Raw genomic sequence first — 18,141 nt, 5'->3', positions numbered from 1 at the left:
CCCCGGGGGGTCGACAACGGGTCCGGGGCGTGCTGTCCGCCCCCTCTCGGGTGCCGTGCGCGCGCCCTTGTGTCCCGTTTGGTGGAACGCTGCACGAATCCTTCCGGCGACGGGTTTCCGGTCCGTCCGCACCCGGTTCCGCTGCGTGATGGGAGTTCAACTCCGGTGGCCGCGAACGGTCCTGCGGGGGAGGACTAATCTCGTCGCGAGAACATCGACCCTGCCCCCGTGATCCGTCGCAACACCTTGCATGCCGGATACACGGACAAGACAGCTCTGGAGAAACTCGAGCATGAACCGCAAGACTTTGGTGCTGCCGGCCGTGGTCGGTCTGCTCGCGCCGGTACTCGCCGCGTGCGGCGGTTCCGACAGCGGCAGCAAGAGCGGCGACGCCATCGTCGTCGGCACCACGGACCGGTTCACCGCTTCGCAGGACGCCCCGGCGCCCGTCGACCCGGCGTACGCCTACGACGTCGGTACCTGGAACATCCTGCGCCAGACCGTGCAGACCCTGATGATCCAGCCCAAGGGCGACGGTGACCCCGTCCCGGAGGCGGCCGAGAAGTGCGGCTTCACGGACAGCGGCAACGAGCGCTACGCCTGCACCCTGCGTGAGGGCCTGAAGTTCGCCAGCGGCGAGCCCATCACCGCGGCCGACGTGAAGTTCTCCGTCGACCGCGCCATCTCCATCAACGCCGACAGCGGTGTGTCCGGCCTGCTCTCCACCGTGGACACCGTGGAGACCCAGGGCGACCGTGAGGTCATCTTCCACCTCAACACGGCTGACGCCATCTTCCCGTACAAGCTGTCGACGCCCGTCGCGGGCATCGTCAACCCCAAGGACTACGAGAAGGACAAGCTCCGCGACGGCTTCGCCGTGGACGGCTCCGGCCCGTACACCCTGAAGGCCAACGTCAAGAACGGCGAGATGGTCGACGGGGTCTTCACCAAGAACCCCAACTACCAGGGGACGTTGAAGCTCAACAACGACAAGGTGCAGATCCGCTCCTTCGCGGACGCCGACACCATGGGCGACGCGCTCGACAAGGGCGACATCGACGTCATGACCCGCAACATGTCGCCCGAGCAGATCCGCACGCTGTCGGCCGCCAAGGACAGCAAGGTCGGCATCGTCGAGACGGCCGGCCTGGAGATCCGCTACCTGGCCTTCAACACCGACGCCCCGACGGTGAAGACCAAGGCCGTGCGTGAGGCCATGGCCCAGATCATCAACCGCAGCGAACTCGTCTCCGAGGTCTACGGCACCCAGGCCGAGCCGCTGTACTCGATGGTCCCGGCCACCATCACCGGTCACTCCAACTCCTTCTTCAACCGGTACGGCGACCCCAGCGTGGCCAAGGCCCGTTCGCTGCTGGAGAAGGCCGGTGTCACCACCCCGGTGAAGCTGACGATGCACTACACGACGGACCACTACGGGCCTGCCACCAAGAAGGAGTTCGAGATCCTTCGGCAGCAGCTCAACGGCAGCGGTCTGTTCGAGGTCGACATCCAGGGCACCCCCTGGGACACCTTCCGCCCGGCGGAGAAGAAGGGCCAGTACGACGTCTACGGCATGGGCTGGTTCCCTGACTTCCCGGACGCCGACAACTACCTGGCGCCGTTCCTCGACAAGGGCAACACCCTCAACACCCCCTACGCCAACAGCGAGATCCGCAACACCCTGATCCCGCAGTCCCGTCGCCAGGCCGACCGGCTCTCCGCGTCCGCCAGCCTGACGGACATTCAGGACATCGTCGCCAGCGAGGTCCCGCTGATCCCGCTCTGGCAGGGCAAGCAGTACGTCGCCGCCCGCGACAACATCACGGGCACCGCGTACGCCCTCAACTCCTCGGCGACGCTTCAGCTGTGGGAGCTCGGCCGCGGTGTGGGCGGCTGATCCGCCACCGTCCCTACGGCGAAGGGCGCCCCTCCCGATCTTCCGGGAGGGGCGCCCTTCGCCGTTGCCTCGCGTTGCGCCGCGGGGGCCGCCGCTACTGCGCGCCGGGGCGCACCAGTCCGCTCTCGTACGCGTACACCGCGGCCTGCACGCGGTCGCGCAGCCCCAGCTTCGTCAGTACATGCCCCACATGCGTCTTGACCGTCGTCTCGCTGACGAACAGATCGGCGGCGATCTCCGCGTTGGACAAGCCGCGCGCCACCAGCTTCAGCACCTCCACCTCACGGTCGGTGAGGGTGTGCAGTGTGTCCGGCACCTGCTCCTCCCCGGAGGGCAGATGTGTGGCGTACTTGTCCAGCAGCCGGCGCGTGATGCTCGGCGCCAGCATCGCCTCGCCGGCCGCGACCACCCGGATCGCCTGCACCAGCTCGTTGGCGGGGGCGTCCTTGAGCAGGAAGCCGCTCGCGCCCGCGCGCAGCGCCTCCACCACGTACTCGTCGAGGTCGAAGGTGGTGAGGACCAGCACCTTCGCCGGACCGTTCCGTTCCGGTCCGGTGATCTGCCGGGTCGCCTCCACGCCGTCCATCCGCGGCATGCGGATGTCCATCAGCACCACGTCGGGCTGAAGGGCCCGTACCTGGTCCAGGGCCTGCAGACCGTCTCCGGCCTCGCCCACGACCGCGATGTCCTGCTCGGCCTCCAGGATCATCCGGAACCCGGTGCGCAGCAGCGGCTGGTCGTCGACCAGTAGGACGCGGATGGCCACGTGAGTCTCCTTCGCTAGTCCGGCCCCATTCTGCCCTGCGCCGCCGTGCCGGACTCCGCCGCCCTCACCGGCAGCGGGTAGGGCGGCGGAGTGCCGCCGAACTCCGGGCAGTGGGCCTGGTGGTCGCACCAGCCGCACAGCTTGGTGGGGCGCGGCCGCCAGTCACCGGTCTCGGTGGCCAGCCGGATCGCCTCCCACAGCGCCAGCAGCTTGCGCTCCACCCACTCCAGGTCGGCGGGGACCGGGTCGTAGGTCAGTACGTCGCCGCTGCCCAGGTACACCAGTTGCAGCCGCCGCGGGAGGACCCTCTTCAGCCGCCACACCACCAGGGCGTAGAACTTCATCTGGAACAGCGCGCCCTCGGCGTACTCGGGGCGGGGCGCCTTGCCCGTCTTGTAGTCGACGATCCGCACCTCGCCCGTGGGCGCCACGTCCACCCGGTCGATGATCCCGCGCAGCGTCAGCCCCGAGTCCAGCTCCGCCTCGACGAACAGCTCCCGCTCGGCGGGCTCCAGCCGGGTCGGGTCCTCCAGCGTGAACCAGCGCTCCACCAGCCGCTCCGCCTCCGCCAGCCAGCGCGCCAGCCGCTCGCCGTCGGTGTCGTCCGCGAACAGCTCCACCAGCTCGGGCCGCGCCTCGCGCAGCCGCTGCCACTGGCCCGGGACCAGTTCCTTGGCCCGTGGCGCGGTCCGCTCCCCGGCGGGCGCGTCGAACAGCCGCTCCAGCACGGCGTGCACCAGCGTGCCCCGCGTCGCGGCCTCACTCGGCTTCTCCGGCAACCGGTCGATCACCCGGAACCGGTACAGCAACGGACACTGCATGAAGTCCCCGGCCCGCGAGGGAGACAGCGAACTGGGCGGTGCGACAGCCCGGCGGCCCTCCACGCCCGAGCCCCCGTCGCCGCCCGGCACGTCCGCACCCGGCGCCGCGGCCGCCTCGCGTCCGCCCGGCGCCGCGCCATCCGCCACGGGACGGCCGACGCCCTCCTCGCGCACATCCGCTCCACCACCGTCCGGACCGCCCGCACCGCCCGCGGTCTCAGGGCCCGCGTCGCCCCCGCCGGCCGCCGCAGCGTGCGCCGCGCCGGTCGACGTCTCCTGCCCGGCGGCCGCCTGTGCGGGGACCGTCGTCCGCGCCGCGTCCGGCGGCCGAGCCGTCTCCGGCGCGGGCTGCAACTCGGCGGCCCGCGGCGCGCTGTGGCGTGACCGGGCCGGTCCGACGGCGTCGTGCGGGGTGCCGGGCTCGCCCTCCGTGCTCGTCTCCATGCACCAGACCCTACGGCCCACCACCGACAGTGACCCGGGGACGGTCATGTTGTGTGCGAAGCGGGGAAAACACATGGGGTGCCGGGCGTGACCGGTTGCCACGGCCGCATACCATCGACCCGAGACCTTCCGGCCGTCAGGCACGGAAGACGTGCTTCGAACAAGGGGACACCGTGGACGTGAGCGGCGGGAGCGGACAGCCGCGTTCCGGCAAGGACGAGTCGGCAGAGCGCCGCACGGGCCCGGTGGACCCGGCCCCCGACTCCGTGGGCCCGGGCGCCGAGCCGGCCGACGCGGCCCCGCCCGAGCCGGCCTCGCCGACCGCCACCCCTGCCCCCGCGGCGGAGGGCGGGACGGAGGAGCCGACGGAGACGACGGGGGAGACGGAGGACCGGGACCGTTCCGGCGACACCCCGTCCCAGCCGCCCGTCACCGACGACCTCCGCCCCGACGCCCACCCCGAGCGCGGCTACGCCCACGGCGCTGACCCGGCCGCCGGACGCGAAGCCGGTACCCGTCCCGAGCGTCCCGCCCACGCTCCCGGGGACCGCACGCGTCCCGAGTCCCACCCCGACCGCACTCTCGCCCGTTCCGGGACCGGACAGGAGCCGCCGCGGCGCCCGAGCGACCTCAGGGGCGGGCTCCTCATGGGGCGGCCCTTCGGGGTGCCCGTGTACGTGGCGCCCAGCTGGTTCCTCGTGGCCGCGCTGATCACCTGGGTGTTCGGCGGACAGCTCGACCGGGTGCTGCCCGAACTCGGCGCGGCCCGCTACCTCGTCGCCCTGTTCTTCGCGGTCGCCTTCTACGGCTCCGTCCTCGTCCACGAGCTCGCCCACACCATCGCCGCCCTCCGCTTCAAGCTCCCGGTCCGGCGTATCCAGCTCCAGTTCTTCGGCGGCGTCTCCGAGATCGAGAAGGAGGCCGAGACCCCCGGCCGCGAGTTCGTCCTGGCCTTCGTCGGCCCGCTGCTGTCGCTGATCCTCGCCGGTGTCTTCTACGCCGCCCTGCGGCCCCTCGAGCGCGGCACGGTCGCCGGTGTCCTGCTGGCCGGCCTGATGATCTCGAACCTCATCGTGGCCGCCTTCAACCTGCTGCCCGGTCTGCCTCTCGACGGCGGCCGCATGCTCCGCGCCGTCGTCTGGAAGATCACCGGCAGGCCGATGAGCGGCACCGTCGCCGCCGCCTGGGTCGGCCGCGCGCTCGCGGTCGCCGTCCTGATCGGACTGCCCTTGGTCACCCAGTCCGGCGCCCTCGGCCCCACCGCCGAGGACAGCGTCGGCATGGGCACCGTCACCAACGCCCTGCTCGCCGCCATCCTGGCCGCGATCATCTGGACCGGCGCCGGCAACAGCCTGCGCATGGCCCGGCTGCGCGAGCACCTCCCCGAACTGCGCGCCCGTGCCCTCACCCGCCGTGCCGTACCGGTCGAGGGCAACACCTCCCTGGCCGAGGCCCTGCGCCGCGCCAACACCGCCGGCGCCCGCGCCCTGGTCGTCGTCGACGGCCACGGCGAGCCGCTCTCCCTCGTCCGCGAGTCCGCCATCGTCGGCGTACCCGAACACCGCCGCCCCTGGGTCTACGCCAGCGAACTCGCCCAGGAGCTCACCGACGGCATGCGCGTCTCCGCCGAACTCGCCGGAGAGGACCTCCTCGACGTGCTCCGCGCCACCCCGGCGACCGAGTACCTCGTGGTGGAGGAGACCGGCGAGATCTACGGCGTGCTGTCCGCGGCCGACGTGGAGCGCGCCTTCGTGAAGGCCATGGCCCGCCCGTCGGCCTCCGCGTAGGGCCCGTCAGCGTGGTCGGAGGGCCCGTCGGGGACCGGTAGGCTGGTCACATGTCCGAACCGACCGGTGCCGCCCGCCGCCGCGGGCCCTTCAAGGTCGGGGACCAGGTACAGCTGACCGACCCCAAGGGCCGCCACTACACGTTCACGCTCGAAGCAGGGAAGAACTTCCACACCCACAAGGGTTCCTTCCCGCACGACGAACTGATCGGCGCACCCGAGGGCAGCGTTGTCCGCACCACCGGCAACGTCGCCTACCTCGCGCTGCGCCCCCTGCTCCCCGACTACGTCCTGTCCATGCCCCGCGGGGCAGCCGTTGTCTATCCCAAGGACGCGGGGCAGATCCTCGCCTTCGCCGACATCTTCCCCGGCGCGCGCGTCGTGGAGGCCGGCGTCGGCTCCGGCTCGCTCAGCAGCTTCCTGCTGCGGGCCATCGGCGACCAGGGCATGCTGCACAGCTACGAGCGCCGCGCCGACTTCGCCGAGATCGCGCAGGCGAACGTGGAACGCTACTTCGGCGGCCCCCACCCGGCCTGGCAGCTCACGGTCGGAGACCTCCAGGACAACCTCTCCGACACCGACGTCGACCGTGTCATCCTCGACATGCTCGCCCCCTGGGAGTGCCTGGAGGCCGTCTCCAAGGCGCTCGTCCCCGGCGGCATCCTGTGCTGCTACGTCGCGACGACCACCCAGCTCGCCCGGACCGTGGAGTCCATCCGCGAGATCGGCTGCTTCAACGAGCCGACCGCCTGGGAGACGATGATCCGCAACTGGCACGTCGAGGGCCTGGCCGTCCGCCCGGACCACCGCATGATCGGCCACACCGGCTTCCTGCTCACCGCCCGTCGGCTCGCGGACGGCGTCGAGCCGCCCATGCGCCGCCGCCGCCCCGCGAAGGGCGCCTACGGCGAGGACTACGAGGGCCCCAACGCGGACGGCGGCGCCGCCCGCTGACGCGTCCCGCCGCGCACGCAACACACGGGCGCCGTGACGGAGTTCCCGGCAACCACCGGGAACTCCGCCACGGCGCCCTCACGTTGACCCCCACCCCGCCGTTCCCCCGCACTGTGACGTGTGGCACGATGCTGGCCACCCCCACCGGCACAGCCCTCGCAGGAGATGCTCCTAGTGCAGCAATCCGCCGTTCCGGAACTGGCCCACACGCACACCCGCCCCATCCACTGGATGGCCACCGCCACCGCGGTCGCCGGTGTGGTCGCCCTCTCCTCGTTCGTGCAGCCCGGCTCGGCCACGGCCGCCCAGCCGCAGGGCACCCGCGCGAACTCCGCCCCCGCCACCGCGCCGGCCCCGAGCACCACCGGCGTGACCTTCCCGATCGACTGCGGCCCGGTGCGGGCCGTGGTGGCGAAGAAGGCCTCCGGTGACCTCGACGGGGACGGCAGACCGGAGACCGTGGCCGTCGTGCACTGCGACGCCACCATGGGCACACCGCCCGACGCCGTCTACGTCCTCACCCAGGCCGCCGGAGCCGCCGAGCCCCGCGTGGTCGCCACCCTCGTCGAGGCCAAGGACCGGTACTCGGTCACGGACTTCGCCGTCCGCGACGGCGCCGTCACCGCGACCCTGCTCGGCTACTCCTCGCCCGACGTGCCGAATTGCTGCCCCGACCTCAAGGACAGCGTGAAGTGGCGGTGGCAGAACGGCGCGTTCGTCCGCTCCGCGGACGCCGGGGCTCGCGGTGTCTGACCGCGTTCCCTGAAAATGTGAGAAAACAGACAATGGTGACGCGTCGCGCCGAAGCGGTCACTCCGCGTCAGGTCCGTACACCTCGACCCTGTCCGAGACGCGGCGCACGTGGATGCACTCGCCGGGGCACTCCTTGGCCGAGTCCACCACGTCCGTGAGAAGCGGGAGCGGCACGGGCGTTGCCGCTCCCGCCTCCTGAAGGAGCTCGTCCTCCGGGCTCTTCACATAGGCCAGACCGTCGATGTCCAGCTCGAAGACCTCCGGCGCGTACTGCGCGCAGATGCCGTCGCCGGTACACAGGTCCTGGTCGATCCAGACCTCCAGTGCCTCGCCACCGTCCGAGGTCTGCTGCTGCACGGTCATCTCTCCTGCCGTATCACGTCGAGCCGTACGGGAATCCGGCCAGCTCTGACGGGTGTTGAACGTGTCGACCCTACCTCTGCCCGCTTTCCAATCATGTTCGGTGGGTATTCCCCTGGCGTGAGGGAGAGCGCAAGGGTGAAGATCGGACACACCCCGACAGTCTTTGTGATCTAGGGGTTTCAATCGACACCCACCCAGGTAGGGTCTGGAAGCGTCCAGCTCCCCTTGGAGGAGGTGAGGACCGTGGCAGCCCACGACGACGACATGAACCGCGGCATCCGCCCGGGACGCGGGTCCGACGACCCGGCCGGGCAGATCGCCTACCTTGAGCAGGAGATCGCCGTCCTGCGCCGCAAGCTCGCCGACTCTCCGCGTCACACGAGGATTCTCGAAGAGCGGATCGTCGAGTTGCAGACCAACCTGGCCGGCGTGTCCGCGCAGAACGAACGCCTCGCGAACACGCTCCGCGAGGCCCGCGACCAGATCGTGGCCCTCAAGGAAGAGGTCGACCGGCTCGCCCAGCCGCCGGCCGGCTTCGGGGTCTTCCTTCAGGCCGTCGAGGACGGCACGGCCGACATCTTCACCGGCGGCCGCAAGCTCCGGGTGAACGTCAGTCCCAGCGTCGAGCTCGACGAGCTCAGGCGCGGCCAGGAAGTGATGCTCAACGAGGCGCTCAACGTGGTCGAGGCCATGGAGTTCGAGCGCGTCGGCGACATCGTCACCCTCAAGGAGATCCTCGAGGACGGCGAGCGGGCCCTGGTGCTCGGGCACACCGACGAGGAGCGGGTGGTACGGCTCGCCGAGCCGTTGCTGGACGTCACCATCCGCCCCGGCGACGCGCTCCTGCTCGAACCCAGGTCCGGCTACGTCTACGAGGTCGTGCCCAAGAGCGAGGTCGAGGAACTCGTCCTCGAAGAGGTGCCCGACATCGGCTACGAGCAGATCGGCGGCCTCGGCAACCAGATCGAGGCCATCCGCGACGCCGTGGAGCTGCCATACCTCTACCCGGACCTGTTCAAGGAGCACGAGCTGCGCCCGCCGAAGGGCGTCCTGCTCTACGGGCCTCCCGGATGCGGCAAGACGCTCATCGCCAAGGCCGTCGCGAACTCGCTCGCCAAGAAGGTCGCCGAGGTCACCGGGCAGGCGGCGGGCAAGAGCTTCTTCCTCAACATCAAGGGCCCGGAGCTGCTGAACAAGTACGTCGGCGAGACCGAGCGGCAGATCCGCCTCGTCTTCCAGCGCGCCCGGGAGAAGGCCGGCGAGGGCACCCCCGTGATCGTCTTCTTCGACGAGATGGAGTCCCTCTTCCGCACCCGGGGTTCCGGTGTCAGCTCGGACGTGGAGAACACCATCGTCCCCCAGCTGCTCGCCGAGATCGACGGTGTGGAAGGCCTGCAGAACGTGGTCGTGATCGGCGCCTCCAACCGCGAGGACATGATCGACCCGGCCATCCTGCGGCCCGGCCGCCTCGATGTGAAGATCAAGATCGAGCGTCCGGACGCCGAGGCGGCGAAGGACATCTTCGGGAAGTACCTCACCGAGCGCCTCCCGCTGCACTCGGACGACCTCGCGGAACACGGCGGCGCCAAGGACGCCACGGTCCAGGGCATGATCCAGACCGCGGTGGAACACATGTACGCCGAAACCGAGGAGAACCGCTTCCTGGAGGTCACCTACGCCAACGGTGACAAGGAAGTCCTGTACTTCAAGGACTTCAACTCCGGCGCCATGATCGAGAACATCGTCGGCCGCGCCAAGAAGATGGCGATCAAGGACTTCCTCGAGAAGAGCCAGAAGGGTCTCCGCGTCTCCCACCTGCTCCAGGCCTGCGTGGACGAGTTCAAGGAGAACGAGGACCTGCCCAACACCACCAACCCGGACGACTGGGCCCGGATCTCCGGAAAGAAGGGCGAGCGGATCGTCTACATCCGCACCCTCATCACCGGAAAGCAGGGCGCGGACACCGGACGCTCCATCGACACGGTGGCGAACACCGGTCAGTACCTGTAAATGCGGGGTGGCTGCGGGTGCCCTCCACGGGGTACCCGCAGTCGGCTGTTTCCGGGCCACGCATGGAGCAGGCAATGACGCAAATGATCTCCCCACCAGCGCAAAGGCGTTCTAGGCTCTTTCGTACCGCCGGGTTGCGCAGTGCGGGGACGGGCACCGCACAGGCACCCGGGCATCAGCGGTACTTGAGCGACGCCCACGACCGAGGGCGCCGCCGGGCAAGGAGGGCCGCATGACCGTACGGCGAGTAATGGGCATCGAGACGGAGTACGGGATCTCCGTCCCCGGCCACCCCAATGCCAATGCCATGCTCACCTCATCCCAGATCGTCAACGCCTACGCGGCGGCCATGCACCGGGCGCGCCGGGCCCGCTGGGACTTCGAGGAGGAGAATCCGCTGCGGGACGCCCGGGGCTTCGACCTCGCCCGCGAGGCGGCCGACGCCAGCCAGCTCACCGACGAGGACATCGGCCTGGCCAACGTCATCCTCACCAATGGCGCACGGCTCTACGTCGACCATGCCCACCCGGAGTACAGCGCGCCCGAGGTCACCAACCCGCGCGACGCCGTCCTGTGGGACAAGGCCGGCGAACGGATCATGGCCGAGGCCGCGGAGCGGGCGGCCCAGCTGCCCGGCGCCCAGCCGATCCACCTCTACAAGAACAACACCGACAACAAGGGCGCCTCCTACGGCACGCACGAGAACTACCTGATGAAGCGGGAGACCGCCTTCTCCGACATCGTGCGCCACCTCACGCCCTTCTTCGTCTCCCGCCAGGTCATCACGGGCGCCGGCCGTGTCGGCGTCGGCCAGGACGGCCACGAGCACGGCTTCCAGCTCAGCCAGCGCGCGGACTACTTCGAGGTCGAGGTCGGTCTGGAGACCACACTCAAGCGGCCGATCATCAACACGCGCGACGAGCCCCACGCCGACGCGGAGAAGTACCGGCGCCTGCATGTGATCATCGGCGACGCCAACCTCTCCGAGATCTCCACCTACCTCAAGCTGGGCACGACCGCCCTGGTCCTGTCCATGATCGAGGACGGCTTCATCGCCGTGGACCTGGCCGTCGACCAGCCCGTACGCACGCTCCACCAGGTCTCGCACGACCCGGGCCTCAAGCGCCTGATCACACTGCGCAGCGGCCGGACACTGACCGCGGTGCAGCTCCAGATGGAGTACTACGAGCTGTCGCGCAAGTACGTGGAGGAGCGGTTCGGCGCGGACGCCGACGAGCAGACCAAGGACGTGCTGTCCCGCTGGGAGGACACGCTCAACCGGCTCGAGAACGACCCCATGAGCCTGGCCGGCGAGCTGGACTGGGTCGCCAAGCGGGAGCTCATGGAGGGCTACCGGCGCCGTGACGGCCTCGACTGGGACGCTGCCCGCCTCCATCTCGTCGACCTCCAGTACGCGGACGTACGCCCCGACAAGGGCCTGTACAACCGTCTGGTGGCCCGGGGCCGCATCAAGCGCCTGCTGGACGAGACCGAGGTGGACCGGGCCCGCAGGAAGCCGCCGGAGGACACGCGCGCGTACTTCCGCGGCCGCTGCCTGGAGCAGTACGCCGACGACGTCGCCGCGGCCTCCTGGGACTCGGTGATCTTCGATCTGCCGGGCAGGGACTCGCTCCAGCGCGTCCCAACCCTGGAACCGCTTCGCGGAACGCGTAATCACGTCAAAGAGCTCCTCGACCGCTGCCGTACCGCGGAAGACCTGGTCAGGGTGCTTTCCGGCGGCTGAGCGGATCCCGGACCGGGCGTGTCCTCCAGGGTGGAAATCCCCGGCGCCGGGAATCATCGAGGTGGCCCTCGTACGTTGGACAAAGTGCGGGGCCGATGTCGGACCCGGCTTGTAGGGTCGGAACATCACCGATCGGCCGTAATGGCGACCATGTCGGGCGAACTGAGCGGGGTGAGGGTTATGGCAACGAAGGACACCGGCGGCGGGCAGCAGAAGGCCACGCGTTCCACCGAGGAGGTCGAGGAGCAGTCCCAGGACGCGCAGGCCGCGGACGACCTCAAGGAACGCCACGAGAAGCTGAGCGACGACGTGGACTCCGTGCTGGACGAGATCGACGACGTACTCGAGGAAAATGCCGAGGATTTCGTGCGCTCCTTCGTGCAAAAAGGTGGAGAGTGAAAGCCATCTAGGTTGTTCGCTTTCGAAATGAAGGTCGGCGCGGGGGGTGAGGGTGGCCGGCGAGCCGAATGCGAAACAGTGCACGAAATGCAAGCGAGAGCTACCTCTTGCCGCATTCGCGCGGGACAAGAATCGACGTGATGGCCTCCAGGTGCACTGCCGGGAGTGCGTGGCGGAGTACAGCGCCGCGCACTACCGGCGCCGCCGGGAAGCCGTGGGCAAGTCGGTTCGGGCGAAGGTGGAGGTCCCGGCCGGGCAAAAGCTCTGCCGGACGTGTGGTGAGGTCAAGCCGCACAGTGAGTGGCATCGCAACGCGACTGCGTCGGACGGTCTGTCGACGCGTTGTAAGGCGTGCCGTGCCATCCAGGGACGGCAGGATCACCTGAAGCGCCGGTACGGCTTGACCGAAGCCGAGCGCGAGGAGTTGATCGCCTCCCAGGGGGGCGTCTGCTGTATATGTCTCTCGGCTCCACCAGAGCATGTGGATCACTGCCATGAGACGGGTAGGGTCCGTGGCGTACTGTGCTTCAGCTGCAATGCTGCACTGGGGCAGTTCAAGGATCGGCCCGATGCCATAAGGCGGGCTGCTGCTTACGTGGAGGGAAACGCGTGGAAGCCAACACTCGTAGCACCGGGCGTCTACCAGGTGCCTTCCTGACGCCCGGGTCCTCCTCGTTCATGGACTTTCTCGCCGAGCACCAGCCGGAGCTGCTCCCGGGGAAGCGGCAGCTGCCCCCCACCCACGGCGTGATCGAGGCGCCGCACGGCACCACCATCGTGGCGACGGCCTTCCCGGGCGGTGTCGTCCTGGCCGGTGACCGGCGGGCGACGATGGGGAACGTGATCGCGCAGCGGGACATCGAGAAGGTGTTCCCGGCGGACGAGTACTCGGCCGTCGGTATCGCCGGCACCGCCGGTCTGGCGGTGGAGATGGTGAAGCTGTTCCAGCTGGAGCTGGAGCACTTCGAGAAGGTCGAGGGGACGCAGCTCTCGCTGGAGGGCAAGGCGAACCGGCTGTCGACCATGATCCGCTCCAACCTGGGCATGGCCATGCAGGGTCTGGCCGTGGTCCCGCTCTTCGCGGGGTACGACCTGGACCGCGAGAAGGGCCGGATCTTCTCCTACGACGTGACGGGGGGCCGTTCCGAGGAGCACGGCTACGCGGCCACGGGCTCCGGCTCGATCTTCGCGCGCGGCGCGATGAAGAAGCTCTTCCGGGAGGACCTGACCGAGGCCGAGGCCACGACGCTGGTGGTCCAGGCCCTGTACGACGCGGCAGACGACGACTCGGCGACCGGTGGTCCCGATGTCGCCCGCCGGATCTATCCGATCGTCACCGTGATCACCGAGGACGGATTCCGCCGGCTCACCGAGGACGAGTCCTCGGAGATCGCCCGCTCGGTGCTCCAGCGGCGCCTGGAGCAGCCGGACGGCCCGCGGGCGGCGCTGCTGTAGCCGGCGCCCGGATCTGTTCGGTGATCCAGTGACTTCTACAGAAAGGGACGGATAGCCGGTGTCGACGCCGTTCTATGTATCACCTCAGCAGGCCATGGCCGACCGGGCGGAGTACGCCCGCAAGGGCATCGCCCGTGGCCGCAGCCTGGTCGTGCTGCAGTACGCCGACGGAATCGTGTTCGTCGGTGAGAACCCGTCCCGCGCGCTGCACAAGTTCAGCGAGATCTACGACCGGATCGCGTTCGCGGCCGCCGGCAAGTACAACGAGTACGAGAACCTGCGCATCGGCGGTGTCCGCTACGCCGACCTGCGCGGTTACACCTACGACCGGGACGACGTGACCGCCCGCGGTCTGGCGAACGTGTACGCCCAGACACTGGGCACGATCTTCTCCAGCGCCGCCGAGAAGCCGTACGAGGTGGAGCTGGTGGTCGCCGAGGTGGGGGAGACCCCGGACGGCGACCAGATCTACCGGCTGCCGCACGACGGCTCGATCGTGGACGAGCACGGCTCGGTCGCGGTCGGCGGCAACGCCGAGCAGATCAGCGGCTACCTGGACCAGCGCCACCGGGACGGCATGTCGCTGGCGGAGGCGCTGAAGCTGGCCGTGCAGGCCCTGTCCCGCGACACCAACGGCAGTGAGCGGGAGATCCCCGCCGAGCGCCTGGAGGTGGCGGTGCTGGACCGTACGCGGCCGCAGAAGCGCAAGTTCAAGCGCATCGTGGGCCGTCAGCTGGGCAGGCTGCTCGAGGCCGACGGCGCGGCGACCGAGGCGGAGAGCGCCGAGGAGGACGGTTCCGAGGAGAAGTAGTCCCGCTCCGCAGCCCCGTTCCCGGGTGCCCCGGCCTGCTGTGGGCCGGGGCACCGGGCGTTTTCAGGGCGCCGGGCGGTTTCAGGAGGGGCCGGGCGGCGCCGTGGAGCCCCGTACCACGAGTTCCACGGGGATGTCCCCGCCGACGGGAGCGCGGCCCTCCAGAACGGCCAGCAGGGCGTGCATGCCCCGCTCGCCGAACAGCTCGGCGTCCAGCCGCACCGTGGTGAGCTCGGGGTCGATGGCGGTGGCCAGGGCGAGGTCGTCGAGGCCGGTGACGGAGACGTCGTCGGGCACGCGCAGGCCGAGGCGTCGCAGGGCCTTGTAGGCACCCGCGGCGAGCTTGTCGTCGTCGCAGACCAGCGCGGTGGGCCGGGGCCCGGGGGCGCTCACGGCGGCCTCGGTGGCGGCCCTGGCGTCCTCGATGGAGATGGGGGCGCGCGCGGTGCGCACCGAGGTGCCGGGCACCGCGCCCACCCGGGCGCCGAGCTCCCTCGCCCGCACCTCGAAGGTCCAGGAGGCCACGTCCGCCGCGAGGTGCAGGAAGCGCCGGTGACCGAGCCCGAGCAGATGGTCGGCGACCTGGCGTACGCCGTCGGCGATGTCCAGGTTGACGGTCGCGGCGCCCAGGCTGCCCGCGGGGTCGCTGTCCAGCATGACCAGCGGCAGCTGGTCGCCGCGGATCGCGGAGAGCGCGTCGGCGGCCATGGAGGAGGCGATCACGCCGTCCAGCGCCGCCTGGGCCGAGGCGAACGGGTTCCGGGCCGGGCCGATGCCCTCGGGGGAGGGGTAGAGGACGACGCCGAAGCCGTGCTCGGCGGCGACGCGCGCGGCGCCGGTGTAGACGCCGGCGAAGAACTCGGTGGTCAGCGCGGGGACGACCAGGAGCACGGTCCGGGTGCGGCCGAGGCGCAGGTTGCGGGCGGCGAGGTTGGGCCGGTAGCCGAGTTCCTCGGCGGCCCGGCGCACCCGTTCGGCGGTCGCCTGCGACACCCGGCCGCGCCACTTGTCGCCGAGGACCAGGGAGACGGCGGCCTGGGACACCCCGGCGGCGTGCGCGACGTCACGGCTGGTGGGGCGCGTGCTGCTTCGTGCCACCGCGGGGACGCTCCTTCGTCTGGACTGGTGAACAGCGCACATGGTACGTATGACCGAGGACGTTATACGTAACACCAGAGGTTGCTCCAGCACCTCGGGCGAACCGGTGGAAGGCAGGCGATGGCCGTGGGATTCGGGGGATACCTGGAGATCCTCAGGGCGAGGCACGCCGCCCGGCTGCTGACCGGCACCCTCGTGGGGCGGCTGCCCAACGCCACCGCGGCGATCGCCATCGTGCTGTTCGTCCGCGCGGAGGGCGGCACGTACAGCCTCGCGGGGGCGCTGGCGGCGGTGTACGGCGTGGCCAACGCGGTGGGCCAGCCCGTGCTCGGGCGCCTGGTGGACATGCACGGACAGCCCCGCGTCCAGCTGCCCGCCGCGCTCGCCGCGGCGCTGGCGATGACGGTCTTCGCCCTGACCGGCACCCAGCCGCCCGCCGTGGCGTACACGGCCGTGGCGGCGGCCGGGCTCTTCACCCCGCCGCTGGAGGGCGGGCTGCGGGCGCTGTGGCCCTCGGTGCTGCGCAGGGACGACCAGGTGCACACGGCCTACGCGATGGACGCCGTCGCACAGGAAGTGATGTTCACCGTCGGCCCGTTGCTCGTGACCCTCTGCGTCTCGCTGTGGTCGGCGCAGGCGGCGCTGGTGGTGCTGAACGCCGTCGGCGTACTGGGCGCGCTGTCCGTGGTCGTCTCGCCGCCCTCGCGGGCCTGGCGTTCGGCGCCCCGGGAGGCGCACTGGCTGGGCGCGCTGCGCTCGCCCGGCCTGCTGGCGCTGCTCGGCGCGTTCCTCTTCGTCGGTGTCGCCATGGGCTCCATCACGGTGGCGGCGGTGCCCTACGCGGACGACCACGGCGGAGACGCGGTCTACGGTTGGCTGATGGCCGCCCTGGGGCTGGGCGCGCTGGTCGGCGGCGCCGTCTACGGCGCGCGCCAGTGGGCCGGCGCGCCCGAGCGGCGACTGCGCCTGCTGGTGGGTCTTCTGGCGGTGTGTTACCTGCCGCTGCTGCTGATGCCCGGAGCGGTGGCCATGGTGGCGCTGACGGTGCTGGCCGGGGTGTTCCTGGCGCCCTGCATCGCCTGCGCGTTCATCATCGTGGACCGGCACGCGCCGGCCGGCACGGTGACGGAGGCCTTCTCCTGGCTGGTGACGACGTTCACCGTGGGCGCGTCCGTCGGAACGGGTGTCGCGGGCCCGGTGGTCGAGGGGGGTGGCGCGCTCTGGGGCTTCGCGGTGCCGGGCGTCGCCGGGGCCGTGTCGCTGCTGGTGTTGCTGGTCACCGGGCGGGTCCTCACAGCTCCCGTTGGGCGGGCGGTGGTTGCTGCTTCATCGGAAAATGATCCAAATCGTGCTGCCGAACCCCGTTTGAGCGCAGAGGATCGGGCGTAATGTTCAGTCATGGACCGCCGCATTTTCGGGCTGGAGAACGAGTACGGCGTCACGTGCACGTTCAGGGGACAGCGCCGCCTGTCGCCTGACGAGGTGGCGCGGTACCTCTTCCGCCGTGTCGTGTCATGGGGCCGCAGCAGCAATGTGTTTCTGCGAAACGGCGCCCGGCTCTATCTCGACGTGGGATCACACCCGGAATACGCGACACCCGAGTGTGACAATGTGATCGAACTGGTCACCCACGACAAGGCCGGCGAGCGCATTCTCGAAGGACTCCTGGTGGACGCGGAACGACGCCTGCACGAGGAGGGAATCGCGGGCGACGTCTACCTTTTCAAGAACAACACCGACTCGGCGGGCAACTCCTACGGCTGCCACGAGAACTATCTGGTGGCACGGCACGGAGAGTTCTCGCGTCTCGCGGACATCCTCATCCCGTTCCTGGTCACCAGGCAGCTGCTCTGCGGGGCGGGCAAGGTGCTGCAGACCCCGCGCGGGGCGGTGTACTGCGTGAGCCAGCGGGCCGAGCACATCTGGGAGGGCGTCTCCTCGGCGACCACCCGTTCGCGGCCCATCATCAACACCCGCGACGAGCCGCACGCGGACGCGGAGCGCTACCGGCGGCTGCACGTCATCGTCGGCGACTCCAACATGTCCGAGACGACGATGCTGCTCAAGGTGGGCGCGACCGACCTGGTGCTGCGCATGATCGAGGCGGGCACGGTGATGCGCGACCTGACCCTGGAGAACCCGATCCGGGCGATCCGCGAGGTCAGCCACGACATCACGGGCCGCCGCAAGGTGCGCCTGGCCAGCGGCCGGGAGGCCTCCGCGCTGGAGGTGCAGCGGGAGTACTACGAGAAGGCCGTGGACTTCTGCGAGCGGCGCGGTATCCGCACCGGCACGGTGGAGCAGGTGCTGGAGCTGTGGGGCCGTACGCTGGACGCGATCGAGACCGAGGACCTCGACCGCATCGGCACCGAGATCGACTGGGTGATGAAGTACAAGCTCATCGAGCGGTACCGGGCCAAGCACAACATGACCATGTCGCACCCGCGGGTCGCCCAGATAGACCTCGCCTACCACGACATCCACCGCCGTCGTGGCCTGTACTACCTGCTGGAGAAGAAGGGTCAAGCCACCCGGATCTGCAACGACATGAAGATCTTCGAGGGCAAGTCGGTTCCCCCGCAGACCACTCGGGCACGGCTGCGCGGCGACTTCATCCGGCGGGCGCAGGAACAGCGCAGGGACTTCACCGTCGACTGGGTGCACCTGAAGCTCAACGACCAGGCACAGCGGACGGTGTTGTGCAAGGACCCGTTCCGTTCGGTGGACGACCGGGTGGAGAAGCTGATCGCCGGAATGTGAGCCCGGCGGGACGAGGGCGCCGGATCAACACGAGAACCGGAACGCCACACGGGCGCCGTACGTTCACCGTACGGCGCCCC

At 70.1% G+C, this 18,141-nt stretch carries 16 protein-coding genes; 12 read left to right on the top strand and 4 right to left on the bottom strand.

The window, feature by feature from the left end; genetic code table 11:
- Positions 1–292 precede the first annotated feature (292 nt).
- Positions 293–1,897 carry an ABC transporter substrate-binding protein gene (locus ACIQMV_RS01265; RefSeq protein ID WP_401775268.1) on the top strand — a complete coding sequence of 535 codons (1,605 nt, stop codon included), beginning with the start codon at positions 293–295 and terminating at the stop codon, positions 1,895–1,897.
- 94 nt (positions 1,898–1,991) lie between these two features.
- On the opposite strand, the gene ACIQMV_RS01260 is transcribed toward ACIQMV_RS01265, so the two are convergent.
- Together ACIQMV_RS01260 and ACIQMV_RS01255 are read right to left on the bottom strand one after the other, a co-directional pair.
- On the bottom strand, positions 1,992–2,663 hold the full coding sequence (locus tag ACIQMV_RS01260; RefSeq protein WP_100567746.1) for a response regulator transcription factor: 672 nt from the start codon (positions 2,661–2,663) through the stop codon (positions 1,992–1,994).
- A 14-nt stretch (positions 2,664–2,677) separates the two neighbouring features.
- Entirely contained in the window at positions 2,678–3,574 is an 897-nt protein-coding gene (locus tag ACIQMV_RS01255; protein ID WP_402590963.1) for a RecB family exonuclease, read from the bottom strand.
- 527 nt (positions 3,575–4,101) lie between these two features.
- Between ACIQMV_RS01255 and ACIQMV_RS01250 the strand changes: the two genes are divergently transcribed.
- From ACIQMV_RS01250 to ACIQMV_RS01240, 3 genes are all read left to right on the top strand, one after another.
- A complete protein-coding gene (locus ACIQMV_RS01250) occupies positions 4,102–5,715 on the top strand; it encodes a site-2 protease family protein (RefSeq protein ID WP_402590202.1) in 1,614 nt (537 codons plus the stop codon).
- Positions 5,716–5,765: 50 nt separating this feature from the next.
- Entirely contained in the window at positions 5,766–6,668 is a 903-nt protein-coding gene (locus ACIQMV_RS01245; RefSeq protein ID WP_402590200.1) for a tRNA (adenine-N1)-methyltransferase, read from the top strand.
- A gap of 174 nt (positions 6,669–6,842) precedes the next feature.
- Positions 6,843–7,421 (top strand): hypothetical protein, encoded by a 579-nt coding sequence (locus tag ACIQMV_RS01240; RefSeq protein WP_402590198.1) that lies wholly within the window; start codon positions 6,843–6,845, stop codon positions 7,419–7,421.
- A gap of 57 nt (positions 7,422–7,478) precedes the next feature.
- Here the strand turns inward: ACIQMV_RS01240 and ACIQMV_RS01235 are convergent, their stop codons facing one another.
- Complete coding sequence (locus tag ACIQMV_RS01235) at positions 7,479–7,784, bottom strand: ferredoxin (RefSeq protein WP_402590197.1); 306 nt, start codon at positions 7,782–7,784, stop codon at positions 7,479–7,481.
- Between the two features lie 243 nt (positions 7,785–8,027).
- Between ACIQMV_RS01235 and arc the strand changes: the two genes are divergently transcribed.
- From arc to prcA, 6 genes are all read left to right on the top strand, one after another.
- Positions 8,028–9,794 (top strand): proteasome ATPase, encoded by a 1,767-nt coding sequence (gene arc / locus ACIQMV_RS01230; RefSeq protein WP_402590195.1) that lies wholly within the window; start codon positions 8,028–8,030, stop codon positions 9,792–9,794.
- A gap of 232 nt (positions 9,795–10,026) precedes the next feature.
- Positions 10,027–11,538, top strand: coding sequence for a depupylase/deamidase Dop (gene dop, locus ACIQMV_RS01225; protein WP_172633017.1), 1,512 nt, complete (start codon positions 10,027–10,029; stop codon positions 11,536–11,538).
- A gap of 180 nt (positions 11,539–11,718) precedes the next feature.
- Positions 11,719–11,937, top strand: coding sequence for a ubiquitin-like protein Pup (locus tag ACIQMV_RS01220; RefSeq protein WP_141362521.1), 219 nt, complete (start codon positions 11,719–11,721; stop codon positions 11,935–11,937).
- 52 nt (positions 11,938–11,989) lie between these two features.
- Positions 11,990–12,595 (top strand): endonuclease VII domain-containing protein, encoded by a 606-nt coding sequence (locus ACIQMV_RS01215; protein WP_402590192.1) that lies wholly within the window; start codon positions 11,990–11,992, stop codon positions 12,593–12,595.
- Positions 12,547–13,392 (top strand): proteasome subunit beta, encoded by an 846-nt coding sequence (prcB, locus tag ACIQMV_RS01210; RefSeq protein ID WP_402590190.1) that lies wholly within the window; start codon positions 12,547–12,549, stop codon positions 13,390–13,392. The genes ACIQMV_RS01215 and prcB overlap by 49 nt, the downstream gene beginning before the upstream one ends.
- 58 nt (positions 13,393–13,450) lie before the next feature.
- Positions 13,451–14,203, top strand: coding sequence for a proteasome subunit alpha (gene prcA / locus ACIQMV_RS01205; protein WP_141362525.1), 753 nt, complete (start codon positions 13,451–13,453; stop codon positions 14,201–14,203).
- Between the two features lie 81 nt (positions 14,204–14,284).
- Here the strand turns inward: prcA and ACIQMV_RS01200 are convergent, their stop codons facing one another.
- Positions 14,285–15,301 carry a LacI family DNA-binding transcriptional regulator gene (locus ACIQMV_RS01200; protein ID WP_141362527.1) on the bottom strand — a complete coding sequence of 339 codons (1,017 nt, stop codon included), beginning with the start codon at positions 15,299–15,301 and terminating at the stop codon, positions 14,285–14,287.
- A 120-nt stretch (positions 15,302–15,421) separates the two neighbouring features.
- On the opposite strand from ACIQMV_RS01200, the gene ACIQMV_RS01195 reads away from it, so the two are divergent.
- On the top strand, positions 15,422–16,690 hold the full coding sequence (locus ACIQMV_RS01195; protein WP_402590188.1) for an MFS transporter: 1,269 nt from the start codon (positions 15,422–15,424) through the stop codon (positions 16,688–16,690).
- 9 nt (positions 16,691–16,699) lie between these two features.
- Entirely contained in the window at positions 16,700–18,061 is a 1,362-nt protein-coding gene (gene pafA, locus ACIQMV_RS01190; protein WP_141362531.1) for a Pup--protein ligase, read from the top strand.
- The last annotated feature ends 80 nt before the right edge of the window (positions 18,062–18,141 follow it).

Origin of the sequence: Streptomyces sp. NPDC091412 (genome assembly GCF_044756885.1) — a bacterium.
GTDB lineage: Bacteria > Actinomycetota > Actinomycetes > Streptomycetales > Streptomycetaceae > Streptomyces.
This window is presented reverse-complemented; position numbering and strand designations above follow the sequence as displayed.